The sequence below is a fragment of the Bradyrhizobium sp. JR3.5 genome (assembly GCF_054057015.1).
The window spans coordinates 1,740,067-1,759,896 of record NZ_JBSRYV010000002.1 but is presented as its reverse complement, the minus strand read 5'-3'; the positions used below and the strand labels follow the sequence as shown (position 1 = coordinate 1,759,896).

Here is a 19,830-nt window from a genome sequence, read left to right as displayed (position 1 = left end):
TCATTGCGAGGAGCGATAGCGACGAAGCAATCCATTCTCGCCGTGCCGCGCCCGAGAAGGAGCGTCTCGAAGGATGCACGGCCCCCAGTCCGGGCCGTACACCCTTCGAGGCTCGCTCCACTCGCACCTCAGGGTGACGGGGAGGAAGTTTCAGCTACGCCGCGAGCTCGGCCGAGGCGCGCTGCATGTTGGTCGACATGTCCTGCGTCACGATGCTCTGCTCCTCGACCGCGGCGGCGGTGGAGGTGATGTATTCGTTGACGCCGGCGATCGCCGCCTTGATCTCGGACAGCGAGGTGACCACCTCGGCGGCGATCGAGTTCAGCGCATCGATCTCCGAGGAGATCGTGTCGGTCGCCTGCTTGGCCTGGTTGGCGAGGCTCTTTACCTCGGAGGCCACCACCGCGAAGCCGCGTCCGGCTTCGCCCGCACGCGCCGATTCGATCGTGGCGTTGAGCGCGAGCAGGTTGATCTGGCCGGTGATGCTCGAGATCATCTCCACGATGCCGCTCATCGCCTGCGCTGCGGCATTGAGCTTCTGCGCCTGTCCGTCGGCAGCCTCGACGCGGCCGGTGGCGACCGCGGCGTTCTGCTTCGACTTGGTCATGGTCTCCGAGATCTCGCGGATCGAGGCGCTCATCTCCTCGCTGCCGGCGGCGACCGCCTCGATCAGGCCGCGCGCACTGTCGGCCTTCTTGCGGCCGATCGCCTGCGCGGTGATGTCGGTGGCGTATTTCACCACCTTGTAGGGCTTGCCGTTGAGATCGAGGATCGGGTTGTAGGAAGCCTGGATCCAGATCTCGCGGCCGCCCTTGGCGATGCGCTTGTATTCGGCGGCCTGGAACTCGCCGCGGTTCAGCGCTCCCCAGAACTCGCGGTAGCCCGCCGAGCTCGCCTCGACCGACTCGACGAACATGCTGTGATGCTTGCCCTGAATCTCGGCGAGCAGATAGCCCATCGCGGCGAGGAAGTTCGGGTTCGCGGTGCGGATGGTGCCGTCCATGTTGAACTCGATCACGGCTTGCGACTTGCCGATCGCGTCGATCTGGCCGTCATTGTCGGCGGCCCTCAGCTTCTGCTGCGTGACGTCGCTCGCGAACTTGACGACCTTGAACGGTTTGCCGCGGTCGTCGAGGATCGGGTTGTAGCTGGCGAGGATCCAGATCTCCTTGGCGCCCTTGGCAAGCCGCTTGAACTCGCCGGTCACGAACTCGCCGCGGTTCAGCCGTGCCCAGAACTCCCGATAGGCCGGGCTGTCGCGGTCGGCCGGCGGCATGAACATGCTGTGATGCTTGCCCTGGATCTCGGCGAGCGAGTAACCCATCACGCCGAGGAAGTTCTCGTTGGCATTGACGATGGTGCCGTCCATGTTGAACTCGATCACCGCCTGCGCGCGGCCGATCGCGGCGATCTTGCCGGCATCTTCCATGCTGTGGATCTTCTGCGCGGTGATGTCGGTGGCGAACTTGATGACGCCGACCGGCTTGCCGTTCTTGTCCAGGATCGGGTTGTAGGAGGCCTGGATCCAGACCTCGCCGCCGCCCTTGGCAATGCGCTTGTACTGCGCGGCCTGGAATTCGCCGCGATTCAGGCTCGCCCAGAACGCGCGATAGTCGTGGCTGTCGCGATACGCCGGCTCGACGAACATGCTGTGGTGCTTGCCCCTGATCTCGTCGAGCGAGTAGCCCATCGCGTTCAGGAAGTTCTCGTTGGCGGTGACGATGGTGCCGTCGAGCCTGAACTCGATCACCGCCTGCGATTTGCCGATCGCTGCGGCTTGCGCCAGTGCATTGTCGATGTTTGCCTTGTTGCTGAAACTGAACATCAGGGCTCCGTGAGGGGTCAAATGAAACGGGATGGAAAAGCAGATCGCGGCAACTCACGGAAAGGTTGCAGCGAGCCGTTTAGCATCGGTAAAGCCTGCGGCTTGGCACGGACTGCATAATGCAGCGCGGCGCGCGCGCATCTATCTCAGATTGCGAAGTAATTTTCTGATCTGCACGTTGTCATCCATAGTCGTGATGCGATGTTCACCGTAATCTTACGGACGAAAATCGATGACAACTTTGGTCCGATGCAGATGATTGCAACGCGTGCACTTCAGCAACGCTGATAGGCCTATTACGAAGGCTGATATTGCTGACGGCTTCACGGATCGATCCTGCACGTCGATTCGCGGTGCTCGACGAATCCGCGTCGCGTCGATGCCCGCTCTCGGCGCCCGGCGCCGGCCAAAATAATTGCCGCACGAGATGTCGGCAGGGCGGTCTCCGGTTCGTCCTCCGGGTACTGGTTCCATGATGGAGTTCTGATGTCGCTGACCCTGCATTACCACCCGCTGTCCTCGTTCTGCTGGAAGGCGCTGGTCGCGCTTTACGAGAACGGCGCGCCGTTCACGCCGAACATGGTCAATCTCGGCGATCCCGCCGAGCGCGCGGCGCTGCTCGCGCTGTGGCCGATCGGCCGCTTTCCCGTGCTGCGCGACGAGGCGCGTGGCGAGACGGTGCCTGAATCGAGCATCGTCATCGAATATCTCGACCGGCACTATCCCGGGACCGCCAGGTTGATTCCTGACGACCCGGAGCTTGCGTTGCAGACCCGGCTGCGCGATCGCTTCCTCGATCTCTACGTCCATCTGCCGTTGCAGAGGATCGTCGGCGACCGGCTGCGTCCGGCGGACAGCAAGGATCCGCGGGGTGTCGCCGAGGCGCGGGCCCAACTCCGCACCTCCTATGCGATCCTCGACCAGCAGCTCGTGCATGGCGGCTGGATGATGGGTGAGCAGGTCTCGCTGGCCGACTGCGCCGCCGCGCCGGCGCTGTTCTACGGCAACAAGGTCGAGCCGATCGGGGAGGGCCATCCGCATCTGGCGGCCTATCTCGAGCGGCTGAAGGCGCGGCCGTCCTTCGCGCGCGTCCTCAAGGAAGCGGAGCCCTATTTCGGCATGTTCCCCAAGGAGGACTGAAAAGGAAGCCTGAAAAGGAACCTGAGGTCCGGTCAGGACCCCGAAAATAAATGCGGCGCGATGTCGTTTTCGCGCCGCCCCGTTCGTCATCTCCCTGAAGCCCGGGTTCTGGAGCGCCGGTCGCGCCGAGGCGCCCGGGCGACATCTGTGTGGAGACGACATGGCTGCAGCTGGCAACAGGGCGGAGATCATCCGCGGGATCTTCGCCGCCTATCTCGCCAATGACCGCGCGAGCGTCGAGGCCGCGTTCGCGGAGGATTTCCGCTTCTCGACGCCCTATGGCGAGAACATCGACAAGCCGCGCTATTTCGCCGAGTGCTGGCGCGACTCTGGCTGGATCGGCCGCCACGAGATCGAGCGCATCATGGTCGACGGCGTTGAGGCCTACGTCACCTATCGCTGCGTTGCCCGGGACGGCAAGAGCTTCCGCAACACCGAGTTCTTCGTGTTCGACGGCGACAAGGTGTCGCGCATTGACGTCTATTTCGGTCCGTCGCATCAGGACGGCGAACTGGTCAGGCAGGATCGATGAGGCAGCCTCGGTGATATCGCTCGCGCGATCGTCGCAGGCGAGCACGAATTCTGCGAAGGAAACCTGGAAAATGTCCATTGCGAGTGAAAGCAGCGGCCTGTCGCAGGCACGGCTCGGACGCATGCGCGAGGTGCTGGCGCGCCATGTCGATGCTGGCGACCTTCCAGGCCTCGTGGCGCTGGTCAGCCGTCGCGGCGAGATCCATGCCGATGTGCTTGGACGCATGGCGGTGGACGGGCCGCCGATGCAGCGCGACACCATCTTCCGCATCGCCTCGATGACCAAGCCGGTGACGGCGGTCGCCGCGATGATCCTGGTCGAGGAATGTCGGCTCAGGCTCGATGATCCCCTCGATCGCTGGCTGCCCGAACTCGCCGATCGCAAGGTGTTGCGCAGCATCGAATCCGAGATCAATGACACGGTACCGGCCAAGCGCGCGATCACGCTGCGCGACCTTCTGACCTTCCGTCTCGGGCTCGGCATGATCCCGGTGTTTCCGGCGCGCTATCCGATCCAGATGGCGATCGCGGATGCCGGCTTCGCGCCCGGGCCGGTGTTTCCGCCGGACGAATTGCTGCGCCGCTACGGCACGCTGCCGCTGGCCTATCAGCCCGGTGAACGCTGGCTCTACGACGCGGGGAGCCAGATCCTCGGCGTCCTGATCGCGCGTGTTGCCGGAACCTCGTTCGCCGGCTTCCTGCAGGAGCGGATCTTCGGGCCGCTCGGCATGAACGATACGGCTTTCCACGTGCCGCAACACAAGTTGTCGCGATTTGCGACGTCCTATGGACGCGATCATGCGAGCGGCACGCTGAAAGTGTTCGACGTACCCGCGACCGGCAAATACGCGGCGCCGCCGGTGTTCGAGAACGGCAGCGCCGGGCTGGTGTCGACCGCGGATGATTTCAACGCCTTCGCGCAGATGATGCTCAATGGCGGGCGGCTCGGCACCGAGCGCATTCTGTCGCGCCCCTCGGTGGAGCTGATGACCTCGAACCAGCTCACGCCGGAACAAGGGCTTGGCTCCGAGCTGTTGCTCGGTGCGTCGCGCGGCTGGGGTTTCGGGCTGTCGGTCGTCACCGCGCGCGACGATCTCTGTCATGTGCCGGGTCGCTACGGCTGGGACGGCGGCTATGGCACCTCCTGGTATTCCGACCCGCGTGAAGCGATGACCGGAATCCTGCTGACCCAGCGCATGATGGATTCGCCGCAGCCGCCCGCGGTGTTCTCCGATTTCTGGACGCTCGCCTATCAGGCGATCGATGACTAGCGCGGAGCGTGCGTCAATGACCTCGAGAATAATTTCAAACGCCGTGTCGGAATCGCAAACTCTGCATCGTCGTTCAATCGAGCGCCGGTGCTGAGATCGGCTCAGAGACAACGGAGCAGGACGATGAAGTTCATGGTGATCGTGAAGGCGAACAAGGATACCGAGGCCGGCGTGATGCCGAGCACCGAGCTGCTTGCCGCGATGGGCAAGTTCAACGAGGAGATGGTCAAGGCCGGCGTGATGCAGGCCGGCGAGGGCCTGCATCCGACCAACAAGGGCGCGCGCGTAAAATATGCCGGCGGGCAGAGCACCGTGAGCCACGGACCGTTCAGCCCGACCGGCGATCTGGTCTGTGGCTTCTGGCTGATCGAGACCAGGTCGCTCGATGAAGCGATCGACTGGATGAAGCGCGCGCCGTTCGGCGGCGGCTCCGAGATCGAGATCCGCCAGGTGTTTGCCGCGGAGGATTTCGGCGAGGCGCTGACGCCCGAGCTGCGCGAGCAGGGAGAGCGCCTGCGCGCGCAGGCTGGAAAGAAGTAACGATTTCGTCATTCCGGGCCTGCGCATCCCGGAACGACGAGGGGAAAGAGTCACACGCGATTCAACAGACAAGGAAGCCCGACCAATGCGTTTCATGATGCTGATGATCCCGCTCGGCTACGAGTCCGCGCCGGCCAAACTCGAGCTCGACCCGGAACGGGTCGCCGCGATGATGCGATACAATCAGGCGCTGAAGGACGCCGGCGTGCTGATCACGCTGGAAGGCCTGCATCCGCCGGCGTCAGGCGCGCGGGTCAAGTTCGATACCGGCGAGCCCATGGTGGTCGACGGCCCCTTCACCGAGGCCAAGGAAGTGATCGGCGGCTTCTGGATGATCGAGGTTGCCTCGCGCGCCGAAGCGATCGCATGGGCGAAGCAGTGCCCCGCCAGTGCGAACGAGATGATCGAGATCCGACAGGTGCAGGAGATGGCGGATTTCTCCGAGGAAGTGCAGCAGGCGGCTTCGACCTTCGAGCATCCGCAGGGCGGCTGGGGCAAGGCGCTCCGCTAGATCCCAAACGAGAAGCGACGCCGCTCCAAAGCGGCATCGCGCGACCGACCGATCGTCAAACCACCACAACGGAGAAGCACGATGAGCACCAACACCTTCCTCGCCGTCTACCTCGGCGGCGGCAAAACCGGTTCGCGCATGGCCGCCTGGAACGCGCTGCCGGAGGCCGAACGGCGTGCCAAGGAGCAGCAGGGCATGGCCGCGTGGGGCGCCTGGGTCGAGAAGCACCACGACGTGATCGTCGAGATGGGCGGGCCGCTCGGCAAGACCAAGCAGGTCGGCGCCGGCGGCACCGCCGACATCGCCAATCTGATGACCGGCTTCACCGTGGTGCGCGCGCCCTCGCATGAGGCGGCGGCAAAGCTGTTCGAGAACCACCCGCACTTTGCGATCTTCCCCGGCGAGGCCGTGGAGATCATGCCGGTGCTGCCGATCCCGGGGCGCTAGTTCCTGGGGCGCTAGTCCCCGGGGCGCTGGAGCGCCAAACTCACTATACCTCTCCCGCTTCCCACCCGCTTCCCGCGGGAGAGGGCTCCCTTCCGGAGAACGAACGTCTGCTTGTTCGATCTACCGACAAGCTGCGTGCAATTGATCCCGCCCGACATCGCCCTCACGTCATGCCGGCCCAAGCAAATCTGAAAACCCCGGGTGGAGGTCTCGCGCCATGGCGAAGCTCGTCTTCGGATTGAACCAGTCACTCGACGGCTATGTCGATCATCAGGCCATGCTGCCGGACACCGGGCTGTTTCGTCATTTCATCGAGCAAGTGCGCGGCGTGACCGGCATGATGTACGGCCGCCGCATGTACGAGGTGATGCGCTATTGGGACGAAGACCTCCCTGACTGGGATGCGGAGGAGCGCGACTATGCGGCAGCGTGGCGGAGCCGGCCAAAGTGGGTCGTGTCGCGCTCGCTGAAGTCGGTCGGACCCAACGCGACGCTCGTCGAGGGGGACCTCGCGGCGGCGGTGCGCGGGCTGAAGGCCCGGCTCGACGGCGAGATCGAGGTCGCCGGACCAGAGCTGGCGGGGAACCTGACCGGGCTTGGCCTGATTGACGAGTATCGAATCTACCTCCGGCCCATCGTGCTTGGTCGCGGCAAGCCGTTCTTTGCCGGCCCCCGCGCGCCGCTCCGCCTCGTCGCAAGCGATCGGCTGGGTGAGAACACGATCAGGTTGACCTACGTTCCCGCCTAGTCACGCAATGCGCCTGACGGCTTGGCGAGGAAGTCCTCGACGACGTTCAGCCAACTGATCCGTTAATCTTGATGAACCGCCCGCCTGGCCGCTAGTGACCTTTACCGGCGGCTCATGTAAAAGCCGTTCACATGAGCTGGCGCAAGGACCAAGGCCGCGCCGAGCGCGGCTATCATCACGGCAATCTCAAAGAGGCGTTGCTGCAGGCAGCCCTCGACCTGATCTCGAAGAAGGGGCCGGCCGGCTTCACCTTCGCCGACGCCGCGCGAATGGCCGGCGTCAGCCCCGCCGCGCCCTACCGCCACTTCCGCGACCGTGACGAACTGATCGCCAGCATCGCACAGCGCGGCTTCGAGCAGTTCGAGGCGCTCCTGACGCAGGCCTGGGACGACGGCCGCCCCGACACCGTCTCGGCGTTCGAGCGGGTCGGCAAGGCCTATCTCGCCTTTGCGCGTGAGGAGCCCGCGTTCTACTCCGCGATGTTCGAATCCGGCCTGCCGGTCGATTCCAATCCGACCTTGATGGCGGCAAGCGAACGCGCATTTGCGATCATCCGCGCCGCCGCCGAGCGGCTCGCGGCGCTGGCGCCGCCCGGCACACCGCGCCCGCCGGCGATGATGATGGCGCTGCATATCTGGTCGATGTCGCACGGCGTCGCCTCGCTGTTCGGCCGCGGCGATGCCGCGCGGCGCAAGCTGCCGATGTCGCCGGAGGATCTGCTCGAGGCCGAAGTGCTGATCTATCTGCGCGGCCTTGGCTTCCTCACCGATCGCAGGCCGGGAACCGCGGCAGCCGACGAAGAGCCGGCCGGCGACAGATCCGGCCCGTGGGGCAAGCCGAAATAAGGTTCAACGACCAAGCCAAAAATAATCCGAGGGGTGCGTCATCTGCTCTGCTTGACTTTCCCAAGGGCTCGGCTATCTATGTAAATGTTATTTACATTCACAACGGCGTGATTGCCGTGATGGAGAAGGAAATGGCCTACACCGCAGATGTCAATCGCTGGCGCGGCCCCGTCGAAGAGCCCTACCGTCCACACTTCTACGCAACGCCGTGGCATCCCCTGAAGATCGCCGGGATCATCCTCGGCTTCATGATCTGGTGGCCGATCGGCCTCGCCCTTCTCTTTTTCACACTCGGGAGCAGAAAAATGGCCTGTTGGAGTCACTACGATCAGGATCGCTGGGCGAACAAGATGGACCGCATGCAGGACAAGATGGAGCGGATGAAGAGCCGCATGGAGCGCCGCGGCTTCCCGTTCGGCGGCTTCGGCCCGCCCACCAGCGGCAACCGCGCCTTCGACGAGTACCGCCAGGATACCCTGCGCCGGCTCGAGGAAGAGCAGGTCGAGTTCAAGAACTTCCTCGATCGCCTGCGCCACGCCAAGGACAAGGAAGAGTTCGACGCCTTCATGGCGCAGCACAAGACCCGTCCGACCCCGCCGAACGATCAGCCGCCGCAGAGCTGATCCCGCGAGGCAAGCACTGAGCCTTCAGGCGATGTGCCCCCATAGAACCTGATGGCCCTGAGCCGCCCGTTTGCGACAAGCAAGCGGGCGGTTTGCATTGTGCGGCCGCCCTGCCCACTCTATCGTCGAGCGATGAGGTGAAGCGATGGCGGCTTTTGCAACGGCGAGTCCTGACGATCTCTGGCTTGCGATCCGGCGCGAGGCGGATGCCGCTGTTGTCGCCGATCGCTTTCTCGAGGCATCGGCTGCCTTCATCCTCGACCAGGGCGATCTCGGCGGCGCGCTCGCCTTCCTGATCGGCCGGGCTATCTGCCGCGCCGAGGCCGATCGCGCGCAGTTCATGCGGACGGCCCGCGAGACGTTCGCGGCCGAACCCGCGCTGGTCGATGCCGCGGCCACCGATCTTGTGGCCATCGTGCGCCGCGACCCGGCGATCACGGGCTTGCTGCCGCCGCTCCTCAACTTCAAGGGCTACGTCGCGCTGCAAGCCTGGCGCGTATCGAACTGGCTGTGGCGCCACGATCGCCCCGACCTTGCGCTGTTGATGCACAGTGCCGCGGCGGACCAGTTGCAGATTAGCATTCACCCGTCGGCCCGGATCGGAGCGGCGGTTTTCCTCGATCACGGCACTGGCATCATCATCGGCGCGTTGGCTTCCATCGGCGACGAGGTCACGATCCTGCAGAACGTGACCATCGCGCGGCATCAGGATGACCCGCGCCACGCGCCGACGATCGGCCGCGGCGTGCTGCTCAGCGCCGGCGCAACGCTGATCGGAAACCTCTCTGTCGGCGACTTCGCCAAGGTCGGCGCCGGCGCGTTGGTGACGTCGGATGTGCCGGCCGGCTGCACCGCCGTCGGTGTGCCGGCGCGGCTGACCAATTGCGCGGAGGCGGGTGCGCTTTCGTGAGGTGAGCGCACCGATCGGGGCCCTTCGCGTCGTCACGTCGGCACGAGCATGTCGGCGAGTTGCGTAAAGCTGTTCGCGTGGAGGTCGATCCAGGATTCCGGCGCGACGTCGACCTTCGCCGCCGGCCCGAATTCCAGCGGACGGGCGACGAATGCGGTGCGCATGCCGAAGGTGCGGGCCGCCTTCAGGTCATATTTGTGGCAGGCGACCATCAGGATCCTGTCGGCGGGATAGCCGAGGTAGTCGACGGCGAGCTGATACACCGCGGGTGACGGCTTGTAGCTGCGTGCAAGCTGCGCGGTCAGCACGGCGTCGAACGGCAGCTTGGCGTGCTTGACCACTGCCACCACGGCGGCCATGCCGGCATTCGACAAGGTCGAGGTCACGAACCGGCTGCGCAGGCGCGCAAGGCCTTCGAGACTGTCGGGCCAGGCGTCGAGCCTGCTCCACACCGTGTTCAGTTCGTCGCGCTCGTCGCTCGAGAAGGCCTCCGAGAGGCCGTGGCGATCGAGCAGCACATCGAGCGCCTCGCGATAGATGCGGTCGACCCGAATCCACGGGCGCTTCCCGGCGATCACATCGTCGAGCGCGGCACGATAGAGATCGCGCCACTCGCTCGAGAGTTTGGCCCAGTCGAGCGTGAGCCCCTTCGCGGCGTTGACGGCCTGCCCGGCACGCAGGATCGGCTGATAGAAATCGACGCACGTCCCCTGGACGTCGAACGCGATGGCGCGGATCTCATCGCGCCATGGCGCGGCGCCTGCCGGCTGTATCCCCGTCATCGCGGCCATGATCGATAGTCCTCCAGCAGTCATGAAGTGTCGTCTGGTCAGATCGGGTAGCATGGTTTGTTCCCCGGTTGCGGTATCGGGAGCAGGCGCACCAATTCCCTTGTCAGGTGAGCACGCTTGGCTGGCTCCCTCTCCCGCTTGGGGTGGGGGCTTTCACCGCGAGTCACGCCGTGGAGAGAACCCCCACCCGGATCGCATCTGCGATGCGATCCGGCCTCCCCCGCAAGCGGGAGAGGCGGACGGAGTTCGCGGCTTGCTAACGCCCCTCACACATTCGATCCATGGATCGCGTCGATCACGGCGTCGGTCACTTCCCTGGTCGTCGCCTTGCCGCCGACGTCGGGCGTCAGCACGCCGGCCGCGCACACCTTCTCGACCGCGGCCATCAGGCGCGCGGCGGCGTCCTTTTCGCCGAGATGCTCCAGCATCTGCGCGCCGGTCCAGAAGGTCGCGACCGGATTTGCGATGCCCTTGCCGGTGATGTCGAACGCCGAGCCGTGGATCGGCTCGAACATCGAGGGGAAGCGGCGCTGCGGATCGATGTTGCCGGTCGGGGCGACGCCGAGGCTGCCGGCCAGGGCACCTGCGAGATCCGAGAGAATGTCCGCATGCAGATTGGTTGCCACGATGGTATCGAGGCTCTTCGGATGCAGCGTCATCCGCACCGTCATGGCGTCGACCAGCATCTTGTCCCAGGTCACATCGGGGAATTCCTTGGCCACTTCGGCGGCGATCTCGTCCCACATCACCATGCCGTGGCGCTGCGCGTTCGACTTCGTCACCACAGTGAGGAATTTGCGCCGCCGCGACTGCGCGAGCTGGAACGCGTAGCGCATGATCCGCGTCACGCCGACGCGGGTAAAGACCGCGACTTCGGTGCCGACCTCTTCCGGCAGGCCGCGGTGTGCACGTCCGCCCATCCCGGCATATTCGCCTTCGGAATTCTCGCGCACGATCACCCAATCGAGATCGCCGACGCCGACATTGCGCAGCGGCGAAGCGACACCGGGCAGGATTTTTGTCGGCCGCACATTGGCGTACTGGTCGAAGCCCTGGCAGATCGGTAAGCGAAGGCCCCACAGTGTGATGTGGTCGGGCACGTCAGGCGCGCCGACCGCACCGAAATAGATCGCGTCGAAGTTCTTCAGGTCGGCGAGGCCGTCGGCCGGCATCATCACGCCGTGCTTCTTGTAGTAGTCCGAGCCCCAGTCGAAGGTCTTGACGTTGAAGCTGAGGTCGCCGCTGCGCTTCGCCAGCGCCTCGAGCACGCGGACACCCGCGGAGATCACTTCGGGGCCGATGCCGTCGGCGGGGATAGCGGCGATGGAATGGGTACGCATGGGTTGTCTCCGGATCAAGTGGTTAGCGGGTTCGCATAGGGTTAGGTTGCGGTTCGGCTGGCACGGGTGCGCCTTGCGCGCGCGACAGCAGCAGCGTGAGCACGGCCGAGAGCACTAGCAGGGCGGCGACGAAATAGAGACCGCCCTCGAAACTGCCGGTGCGTTCCTTGATCCAGCCGATCATTGCCGGGCCGACGAAGCCGCCGAGATTGCCGATCGAGTTGATGGTGGCGATCCCTGCCGCGGCGGCCGAGCCTGATAGAAACATGGTCGGCATGCTCCACAGCGGCGGCTTCGAGGAGGAGATGCCGATATTGACCAGGGTCAGCGCCGCGATCACGGCGGCAAGGCCGGTCCACAATCCGGCAAGCGCAAGTCCCGCCGCCGCGATCAGGCAGGCGATCACGACGTGCCAGGTGCGTTCGCCGGTGCGGTCGGAATGCCGCGCCCACAGGATCATCGCGATCACAGCGATAGTCGCCGGCACCGCGTTGAGGAAGCCGACTTGCAGCGACGACAGGCCGAACGCTTTGATGATCTGCGGCGCCCACACGCCAAGTGTGTAGAGCCCGGCCGAGGTGCCGAAATAGACCAGCGCCAGCGCCAGCACGCGCGGATCGGCGAGGCCGCGCCAGATGCTGTGGCTCGCGGTGGCGGCCTTGCCGTCGGTCTCGGCCTTCATGGTCTTGACCAGCCAGGCGCGCTCGTCGTCGGCGAGCCATCTGGCCTGCTCCGGCCGGTCGGTCATGAAGCCGAGCACGACGAAGCCGAGCAGCACGGCGGGCACAGCCTCCAGCACGAACAGCCATTGCCAGCCCTTGAAGCCGAACAGGCCGTCCATCTCGAGCAGCGCGCCCGACACCGGCGAGCCGAGCACGGTCGAGAGCGGTGCCGCGGCCATGAACAGCGCGGTGACGGCGGCGCGCTGCCGCGCCGGGAACCAGTAGGACAGGTAGAGGATGATGCCGGGGAAGAAGCCGGCTTCCGCGGCGCCAAGCAGGAAGCGCAGCACGTAGAAGCTGGTCGCGCCCTGCACCAGCGCCATCGCCGCCGAGACCAGGCCCCAGGTGATCATCACCCGCGCGATCCAGATCCGCGCGCCGATCTTGTGCAGGATGATGTTGGAGGGCACCTCGAACAGGAAGTAGCCCCAGAAGAAGATACCGGCGCCGAAGCCATAGACCGTCGGCGACAGGCCGATGTCCTTGTTCATGGTCAGCGAGGCGAAGCCGATGTTGACGCGGTCGATGAAGGCCACGAAGTACAGCAGCATGATGAACGGCACGATGCGCAGTGAGATCTTGCGCAACACGCGCGTGCCAAGCTGGCTTTCCATGGGCTTCCTCAAGGTTCGTCTTGTTTGTTGGGACGGTGCATTTCGCCGCGCCACCGGGAAGCCTAGAAGCTCGCGCCCTTCCGGTTCAATCCGCGCCGGTTTATACAAAAAAATGATATAATCGCCGCAGCCGGCAACGGCGGATCGAAATGGACAGGAACCCACTTTGGAACTGCACCAGCTTCGCTGCTTCGTGGCCGCAGCCGAGGAACTGCATTTCGGCCGCGCCGCGCAGCGCCTGCAGATGATGCCGTCGGCGCTCGGCCGCCACATCAAGCTGCTGGAGGAGGATCTCGGGGTGCGGCTGTTCGCGCGCACCACGCGCGCGGTGTCGTTGACCGAGGACGGCTCTGTGCTGCTGCGCGAGGGGCGGGCGCTGCTCGGCCGCGCCGAGGCGATCGAGAACGGCTTTCGCCGCCGGCTGCGCAAGCCGCAGGCGCGGCGCTTCCGGATCGGCGCGATCGACAGCGCCGCGGCCGGGCTGCTGCCGCCGCTGCTGCGCGACCTCCGCGCCGCCCATCCGGACGTCGCCGTGCAACTGCTGGAGGAGAAGACCATCCGGCTGCTTCCAAAACTGCTGTCGGGTGCGCTCGATCTCGCTTTCGTGCGCCCGCCGGAGCGGCCCGACCGGCGCATCGAGTTTGTTCCGCTGCTGCAGGAGACCGCCGTGGTGGCGCTGTCACACAAGCATAAGCTGGCGCGGCGCAAGCAGATCGTGCTGCCCGATATTGCCGATCAGCCCTTGATCGTGCCGGAGCGCCGCTCGCGGCCGCACAGCCACGATCTCACGACAAAACTGTTCGACGAGGCCGGGCTGACGCCGCGCATCCAGGAGATCGCCGACGAGAAGCAGACCATCGTCAACATGGTCGCAGCAAGGCTCGGCGTCGCCATCGTGCCGCGCTGGACCGCACGAATGGCGATCCCCGGCGTGCGTTTCGTTCCCCTTAGGCTCAAGCGTGGGAGTGCTGCCGGCCGCCTGCCGCTCGCCGCCGCCTGGCTGAAAGGCTCCCGCGATCCGGTCCGTGACCAGGTGATCGCGGTGCTGGAGGCAAGATTGAAGAACTACGCGCGCGAGGCGTGAACATCTCTCCCTTCTCATTCCCCGGTGCGCAATTGCGCACCTGAGGGCGTGCGAAGCACGAGCCCGGAATCCATCGGGCCGCATCATTTGTGGCGAAATGGATTCCGGGCTCAGCCCTTCGGGCTGCCCCGGAATGACGAAAGACGGTGCCCTACCGCTGCTCCGTTCGGCTGACCGACGTCCTGCTCTCCGCAGCAGGAAACAGCGTGGCGGCGGCGACCACGCCGGCAATCGCCCCGAGCGCCGCGAGGATGAACGGGGCCGCGAACGCCGGCGCCGCTTCCGTTGTCCTGAGCGTCGTCCCCAGCGCGGCAATGCTGATGGCGAAGCCGGCCTGACGGACGATCATGGTCATGGCGGATGCCATACCGGCTTGCGCGGGCGGCGCGAGCGCCAGAGCGACGCTTCCCAATTGCGGGTTCGCCAGTGCCGCGCCGACGCCGATCGTCAGCATGCCGGCCGCCGTTGCGATGCCGCGCAGCCCGGCGTCGGCTGACAGCGCGGCGATCACGAGCAAGACATCTCCAGCAGCGATGACGCCGGAGGCGATCATGAAGAAGCGCCGCCAGCCCCATTGGGTGACGAAGCGGCCACCAAGCAGCGGGACCAGCAGCATTGGCAATGTCGCCGCAAGCAACGCCACGCCGGCCACTTCCATGCTGACGTGCAGGCCGGTGCTCAGGAACAGCGGCAGATAGACCAACACCGCCCAGTAACCGAACTGGATCGAGGTCAACGAGGCCGCGACCCCGATCATCGGCGGAGCCGCGAACACGCGCGGGTCGAGCACCGGGTTGTGGCTGCGCCACTGCTGCCGGACGAACCCGATGGCTGCCGCCACGCTTGCGATCAGGCCGGCCGCTCTCACGATCGGCGAGGCGTCATGTCTCAACAGCGCATCGATGGCGAGACCCAGCGAGAGCGTCAGCAGCGCGATACCCGGGAGATCGAGCGGGCGCCCGCCAGGCTGATGCGTCTCGGCAACGACGCGCGGCACGGCGAAGGCCAGCGTCAGGCAGAAGGGGATGTTGGCATAAAAGATACAGCGCCAGCCGAACCACGCGGCGAGCAGGCCACCCAGCGTGGGACCCAGCGCCATGGCGACGCCCGAGATCATCCCGATGGTGCCGAAGGCCCGCGCCCGCTGACGCTGGTGCGGGAACGCTCCGGCGACCAGTGCAATGGCGCCTGTGCTCAGGAAGGCCGCGCCGACACCTTGTAGCACGCGTGCGGCGAGCAGCAACGGACCGCTCGTCCCCGCGCCGCAGGCAATCGACGCGAGCAGAAACACGACGTTCCCGGCCAGCATTGCGCGCCGCCGCCCGAAGCGATCCGCCAGCGCGCCTGACGCCAATAGCGCGCCGGTGAGGGCGAGGCTGTAAGCGTCGATCACCCAGGCGGAACCGGCAACGGCGAATCCGAGACCCCCGGCAATGCCCGGCATGGCGACCACGACCGCGGTCACATCGAACAGGATCAGGAACGCGCCAAGGCCAAGGACGAACGTGATCAGGGCCGGTCGCTGTTGGGCGACGTCCGATGAGCGATCATGCATGCCGCGCTGCCTCCCAATCCCCGCCCGGGCCTGCACCCGCGCAAGGTTGGCGTACGCCCTTCCTGCTGACAGTATGGTGTCAGCAGGGCCGGCTGCCTGAACCTGTTTGCGATCGGGGCGCACCAACTTGCAAAGCAAGTGTCATATGAGCCTGCTAGCGATTTCGTCGCGGCCGCCAGTGCGCTTCCCGCGCCGGAAGTCGCCCGACGCTTCGCCGGCATTCTTTGACAGGAGGGATCATGCTCCGCATCGCCACGTGTCTGACGCTCTTGATTTCCCTTCATGCGGCCGAGGCGCAAGACAGGGCGCCGGGCGGCTCATCGCAGCCCTATTTTGGGGGCTCCACAGCGCCGCCGACCGATCTGCCATCCGGGATCGGCAATTATTGCATCTACGAAAACCTCATCTTCTCGATTGGCTCGCCCATGTGCATTGGCAAGACGAGCTACGTATGTGCTCCCGCGATAAACGAAGCGGAGCTCAGTCAGCGGGCGTATTGGTCAGCAAGACCAGCTGATCCAAAACTGACCGCGCCGGTGTGCCAGTAGACTGGCTGCCGTCTCTCCCTTGAATCGAGAGCCATCCTCATCGTCGTCCCGGCGAAGGCCGGGACCCATATGTGGACGGCCCCCGTGGCACAAGAGCTTTCTGGGATTGATCGGATCGCTTGCATCCATATGTCCGGCCTGTTGAGTGCGATCGAATGGATCGCTGGCCAAGATGGTTTGCGCGATGCGAGTTCCAAACAACCACGCGACCTGTTGACGGCCGATGGGTCCCACGGATTGTCTCGCATCGTTGCTCGATCGATCGCTCCATCTGCTCTTGCAGCTCCGGGTCGGCTGACGAGCGAGCCCGCCAGCCGGCCAATCTGTTAAGCGGTACCCGTCGTCGCGGCATTCAGCCGTGCGGCGTCATAACTCTCACCCGTCACCATCAGCTTCCAGACGATGCGCGCCACCTTGTTGGCGAGCGCTACGGCCGCAAGCTTCGGCGGCTTACGCTTGATCAGCGCCAGCAGCCAGCGCGAGTGATGACCGCGCCCCCGCCTGGCCTGCTGGATCACCGCCGTGGCCCCGACGACCAGCAGACGGCGCAGGTCCTCATCGCCCGCCCGGGTGATCTTGCCAAGCCTGGTCTTGCCTGCGGTGGAGTGGTCCTTGGGTGTCAATCCCAGCCAAGCCGCAAAGTGACGACCGGAGCGGAACGCGCCCGGATCAGGTGTCTTCATCACCAGCATCGTTGCAATGATCGGACCGACCGAGGGGATCTGAGCCAGGCGCCGGCCCGTGGCATCGCCGCGGTGCCAGGCCATCAGCCTGGCCTCAACCACCTCCAACTCGCCCTCGAGCCTGACGCACTCCCGGCCCAGCACGACAAACAGCTCGCGCGCCAGAGCGGGAAGCGTCTCGTCCTGCGCGATCCGCGCCAGCAGTGGTTCGATCGCCTCCAGTCCCTTGGGCGCGATCAGGCCATACTCCGCCGCATGGCCGCGGATCGTGTTGGTCAATTGGGTGCGCCGGGCGATCAGTCCGTCGCGGACCCCCATCAGCATCAGCGCAGCCTGCTGCTCGGCCGTCTTCACCGGCACAAAGCGCATGCTCGGCCGGCTCATCGCCTCACACAGGCCTTCTGCATCACGCCCGTCATTCTTGTTCCGCATCACGTAGGGCTTCACCAATTGCGGCGCCATCAGCTTCACCTCATGGCCCAGCCTGGAAAGCTCGCGCGCCCAATATTGCGAAGCTCCGCAGGCCTCCATCCCGATCACCGTCGGCGGCAATTTGGCGAAGAACTCCAGCACGAGTTTGCGCGAAAGCTTCTTGCGTAAGACCGGCTGCTCGGACGCATCAACCCCATGCAGCACAAAAATATGCTTCGACGTATCCATCCCAATACGGATAATCTCTCTCACGGACGGTCTCCTTGTCTGAGATTTACAACAACCTCATTCTGGCACACTGATGCCGTAGGGGGCCGTCCACACCATCAACCCCAACTGTCAATTGTTGCGCGACGCTGGGGCCGCGATCCCGTTCATCACCGAATGCGGTGGTTATGGGTCCTGGCTTTCGCCAGGACGACGAACGGAGAGGCTCCCGCCGAGACGACGAACTTGAGACAGACCGTGCCGCGATGACTCTTCGCCTAGCTCACATACACGAGGCTATAAACATACGACTTCGCCCCCTTGCGGCTCACCCAGTCGCCTTCCGGCGGGTGATCGCCCTAAGGCGGCCGGCAGCACGTTCCAGGGACGGCCGGTGCAAGATTGGCTCGCCGGATCCCAAGCCACCCAGCCCCAGCCCGGCCGGCGCTCGATCCAAAGATCCTGATCCTGACGCTGATAGCCGACGGTTCCATCAGGGCGGGTGTTCCGGGCAAGCTGCAGGCGAGGGCGTCACTCTGCCGGCGCAGCTCGAATCTCTCCCGGTTTTGCGGATCGGCCATGAGTTCCTCGTTTGTAGACTCGCGTTATGTTATAATATAACAGTTTCCCATGGCGCATACGCACACCCACGACCACCACCATCATGGCCACGCCCATCCCCACGGGCACAGTCACGGCCCCTCGGCACATCCGGCCCAGGCCGCGCCCTGGTCGATCCTGCGCATGCCCGTGCCGGCGCGGCTGGCCGCGGCGCTCGCGGTCGCTGCCTGCCTGTGGGGCGTCGTCTGGCTGGCGATGAGGTGACCATGACCGCGCTTGTCACCTTCCGCGACGTCACGCTCGGCTATGACCGCCACCCGGCTGTGCATCATCTCAACGGTGCGGTCGAGGCGGGCGCACTGCTCGCCGTGATCGGCCCGAACGGCGCCGGCAAGTCGACGCTGCTGCGCGGCATCGCCGGCGTGCTGAAGCCGCTGTCGGGCGTGATCGATCTCGACGGGCTCGACCACCGCGACATCGCCTATCTGCCGCAATCCGCCGACATAGACCGTACGTTTCCGATCTCGGTGTTCGATTTCGTCGGCACCGGGCTGTGGCGCTCGACCGGCTTCTTCGGCGGCATCGGCAAGGCCGCGCGCGACAAGATCCGGGCGGCCCTCGCGGCCGTCGGCCTCAACGGCTTCGAGAACCGCCCGATCGGCACGCTGTCCGGCGGCCAGATGCAGCGGATGCTGTTCGCGCGGGTGCTGTTGCAGGATGCCCGCCTGATCGTGCTCGACGAGCCGTTCAACGCCATCGATGCCAAGACCACCGCCGATCTCTTGGCGCTGGTGAAGCGCTGGAACGGCGAGGGGCGCACGGTGCTGGCGGCGCTGCACGACCTCGACATGGTGCGCAACAATTTCCCGGAAACGCTGCTGCTGGCGCGCGGCCCGGTCGAATGGGGCCCGACCGCGGAGACGCTGACGCCGGACAATCTGACGGTCGCGATGCGGATGTGCGAGGCGTTCGACGACAGTGCCGCGGCCTGCGCCGCCGATCCGCGCTCACGGGCCGCCTGACGCCAATGCTGACTGACGCGCTGATCACGCCCTTCACCGAGTTCGAATTCATGCGCCGCGCGCTCGCGGCGGTGATCGCGCTGTCGCTCGGCGGTGCGCCGATCGGCGTATTCCTGATGCTGCGGCGGATGAGCCTGGTCGGCGACGCCATGGCGCATGCGATCCTGCCGGGCGCTGCGATCGGCTTCCTGCTGTCCGGGCTCAATCTGTTCGCGATGACGACCGGCGGCCTGATCGCGGGCTTCGCGGTGGCGCTGCTCGCCGGCCTCGTCGCCCGCACCACCGAGCTGAAGGAGGATGCTTCGCTCGCGACCTTCTACCTGGTCTCGCTCGCGCTCGGTGTCACCATCGTCTCCATCAAGGGCACCAATATCGACCTGCTGCACGTGCTGTTCGGCAACATCCTGGCGATGGACGACCAGACCCTGCTGGTGATCGCGTTCAACGCCACGCTCACGCTCTTGGTGCTTGCGGTGATCTATCGCCCGCTGGTGATCGAATGCGTCGATCCGGTGTTCCTGCGCACCGTGAGCCGGGCGGGCGCGCCGGCGCATCTCGCCTTCCTCGCGCTGGTCGTGGTCAACCTCGTCAATGGCTTCCATGCGCTCGGCACGCTGCTCGGCGTCGGGCTGATGATCCTGCCCGCAGGCATTGCGCGATTCTGGTCGCGCGACATCACCACCATGATCTGCATCGCGGTCGCGAGCGCGATTGTGTCGGGCTATGCCGGGCTCGTGTTGTCGTACCAGACCCGGATTCCCTCCGGCCCCGCGATCATCCTGGTTGCGGCGGGGCTCTATATTGTGTCGCTGCTGTTCGGCAATGTCAGCGGCCTGGTTCGGCAGCTGTTTCCCGGCCGCCATCTCGAGGCGTGAGGACG

Annotated in this window: 21 protein-coding genes; 15 read left to right on the top strand and 6 right to left on the bottom strand. The window is 65.4% G+C overall.

The features are described 5' to 3' along the window. Positions 1 to 154 precede the first annotated feature (154 nt). Complete coding sequence (locus ACVWW1_RS25205) at positions 155 to 1,825, bottom strand: methyl-accepting chemotaxis protein (RefSeq protein ID WP_456657803.1); 1,671 nt, start codon at positions 1,823 to 1,825, stop codon at positions 155 to 157. A 486-nt stretch (positions 1,826 to 2,311) separates the two neighbouring features. On the opposite strand from ACVWW1_RS25205, the gene ACVWW1_RS25200 reads away from it, so the two are divergent. The 10 genes from ACVWW1_RS25200 (at position 2,312) to ACVWW1_RS25155 (ending at position 9,391) form a co-directional block, all read left to right on the top strand. Next, entirely contained in the window at positions 2,312 to 2,965 is a 654-nt protein-coding gene (locus ACVWW1_RS25200; protein ID WP_176533576.1) for a glutathione S-transferase family protein, read from the top strand. 160 nt (positions 2,966 to 3,125) lie between these two features. After that, complete coding sequence (locus tag ACVWW1_RS25195; RefSeq protein WP_212313939.1) at positions 3,126 to 3,497, top strand: nuclear transport factor 2 family protein; 372 nt, start codon at positions 3,126 to 3,128, stop codon at positions 3,495 to 3,497. A 70-nt stretch (positions 3,498 to 3,567) separates the two neighbouring features. Further along, on the top strand, positions 3,568 to 4,767 hold the full coding sequence (locus ACVWW1_RS25190; protein ID WP_456657802.1) for a serine hydrolase domain-containing protein: 1,200 nt from the start codon (positions 3,568 to 3,570) through the stop codon (positions 4,765 to 4,767). Positions 4,768 to 4,890: 123 nt separating this feature from the next. Continuing rightward, a complete protein-coding gene (locus ACVWW1_RS25185; protein ID WP_456657801.1) occupies positions 4,891 to 5,307 on the top strand; it encodes a YciI family protein in 417 nt (138 codons plus the stop codon). A gap of 85 nt (positions 5,308 to 5,392) precedes the next feature. Then, a complete protein-coding gene (locus tag ACVWW1_RS25180) occupies positions 5,393 to 5,818 on the top strand; it encodes a YciI family protein (protein WP_456657800.1) in 426 nt (141 codons plus the stop codon). An 81-nt stretch (positions 5,819 to 5,899) separates the two neighbouring features. Next, positions 5,900 to 6,265 carry a YciI family protein gene (locus ACVWW1_RS25175; protein WP_176533571.1) on the top strand — a complete coding sequence of 122 codons (366 nt, stop codon included), beginning with the start codon at positions 5,900 to 5,902 and terminating at the stop codon, positions 6,263 to 6,265. Positions 6,266 to 6,482: 217 nt separating this feature from the next. Then, positions 6,483 to 7,013: a dihydrofolate reductase family protein gene (locus ACVWW1_RS25170; RefSeq protein WP_176533570.1), complete on the top strand. Its 531-nt coding sequence runs from the start codon at positions 6,483 to 6,485 to the stop codon at positions 7,011 to 7,013. 131 nt (positions 7,014 to 7,144) lie between these two features. Next, complete coding sequence (locus ACVWW1_RS25165) at positions 7,145 to 7,858, top strand: TetR/AcrR family transcriptional regulator (RefSeq protein WP_092123717.1); 714 nt, start codon at positions 7,145 to 7,147, stop codon at positions 7,856 to 7,858. A 131-nt stretch (positions 7,859 to 7,989) separates the two neighbouring features. Further along, positions 7,990 to 8,481 (top strand): DUF2852 domain-containing protein, encoded by a 492-nt coding sequence (locus tag ACVWW1_RS25160; protein WP_176534837.1) that lies wholly within the window; start codon positions 7,990 to 7,992, stop codon positions 8,479 to 8,481. A 145-nt stretch (positions 8,482 to 8,626) separates the two neighbouring features. Continuing rightward, positions 8,627 to 9,391 (top strand): serine O-acetyltransferase, encoded by a 765-nt coding sequence (locus tag ACVWW1_RS25155; protein WP_456657799.1) that lies wholly within the window; start codon positions 8,627 to 8,629, stop codon positions 9,389 to 9,391. A 32-nt stretch (positions 9,392 to 9,423) separates the two neighbouring features. Here the strand turns inward: ACVWW1_RS25155 and ACVWW1_RS25150 are convergent, their stop codons facing one another. The 3 genes from ACVWW1_RS25150 to ACVWW1_RS25140 form a co-directional block, all read right to left on the bottom strand. Further along, on the bottom strand, positions 9,424 to 10,236 hold the full coding sequence (locus ACVWW1_RS25150) for a haloacid dehalogenase type II (protein WP_456657798.1): 813 nt from the start codon (positions 10,234 to 10,236) through the stop codon (positions 9,424 to 9,426). A gap of 212 nt (positions 10,237 to 10,448) precedes the next feature. Continuing rightward, the gene (locus tag ACVWW1_RS25145; RefSeq protein WP_456657797.1) at positions 10,449 to 11,522 is read right to left on the bottom strand and encodes a tartrate dehydrogenase; all 1,074 of its coding nucleotides are present in this window, start codon (positions 11,520 to 11,522) and stop codon (positions 10,449 to 10,451) included. A gap of 22 nt (positions 11,523 to 11,544) precedes the next feature. Beyond that, the gene (locus tag ACVWW1_RS25140) at positions 11,545 to 12,858 is read right to left on the bottom strand and encodes an MFS transporter (protein ID WP_456657796.1); all 1,314 of its coding nucleotides are present in this window, start codon (positions 12,856 to 12,858) and stop codon (positions 11,545 to 11,547) included. 166 nt (positions 12,859 to 13,024) lie between these two features. Here ACVWW1_RS25140 and ACVWW1_RS25135 point away from each other — a divergent pair, with 166 nt between their 5' ends. After that, positions 13,025 to 13,942 carry a LysR family transcriptional regulator gene (locus ACVWW1_RS25135; protein WP_456657795.1) on the top strand — a complete coding sequence of 306 codons (918 nt, stop codon included), beginning with the start codon at positions 13,025 to 13,027 and terminating at the stop codon, positions 13,940 to 13,942. Positions 13,943 to 14,093: 151 nt separating this feature from the next. Here the strand turns inward: ACVWW1_RS25135 and ACVWW1_RS25130 are convergent, their stop codons facing one another. Further along, positions 14,094 to 15,620 (bottom strand): MFS transporter, encoded by a 1,527-nt coding sequence (locus tag ACVWW1_RS25130; RefSeq protein WP_456660673.1) that lies wholly within the window; start codon positions 15,618 to 15,620, stop codon positions 14,094 to 14,096. Between the two features lie 116 nt (positions 15,621 to 15,736). Here ACVWW1_RS25130 and ACVWW1_RS25125 point away from each other — a divergent pair, with 116 nt between their 5' ends. Continuing rightward, the gene (locus tag ACVWW1_RS25125; protein WP_456657794.1) at positions 15,737 to 16,045 is read left to right on the top strand and encodes a hypothetical protein; all 309 of its coding nucleotides are present in this window, start codon (positions 15,737 to 15,739) and stop codon (positions 16,043 to 16,045) included. A gap of 326 nt (positions 16,046 to 16,371) precedes the next feature. On the opposite strand, the gene ACVWW1_RS25120 is transcribed toward ACVWW1_RS25125, so the two are convergent. Further along, positions 16,372 to 17,412 (bottom strand): IS110 family RNA-guided transposase, encoded by a 1,041-nt coding sequence (locus tag ACVWW1_RS25120; RefSeq protein ID WP_456655417.1) that lies wholly within the window; start codon positions 17,410 to 17,412, stop codon positions 16,372 to 16,374. A gap of 585 nt (positions 17,413 to 17,997) precedes the next feature. Here ACVWW1_RS25120 and ACVWW1_RS25115 point away from each other — a divergent pair. Genes ACVWW1_RS25115 through ACVWW1_RS25105 form a run of 3 tightly spaced genes read left to right on the top strand, consistent with a single transcriptional unit; the run spans position 17,998 to position 19,825 of the window. Continuing rightward, positions 17,998 to 18,192 (top strand): hypothetical protein, encoded by a 195-nt coding sequence (locus ACVWW1_RS25115; protein ID WP_456657793.1) that lies wholly within the window; start codon positions 17,998 to 18,000, stop codon positions 18,190 to 18,192. Between the two features lie 2 nt (positions 18,193 to 18,194). After that, positions 18,195 to 18,950 (top strand): metal ABC transporter ATP-binding protein, encoded by a 756-nt coding sequence (locus ACVWW1_RS25110; RefSeq protein ID WP_456657792.1) that lies wholly within the window; start codon positions 18,195 to 18,197, stop codon positions 18,948 to 18,950. Between the two features lie 5 nt (positions 18,951 to 18,955). Beyond that, on the top strand, positions 18,956 to 19,825 hold the full coding sequence (locus ACVWW1_RS25105; protein WP_298380175.1) for a metal ABC transporter permease: 870 nt from the start codon (positions 18,956 to 18,958) through the stop codon (positions 19,823 to 19,825). Positions 19,826 to 19,830 lie beyond the last annotated feature (5 nt).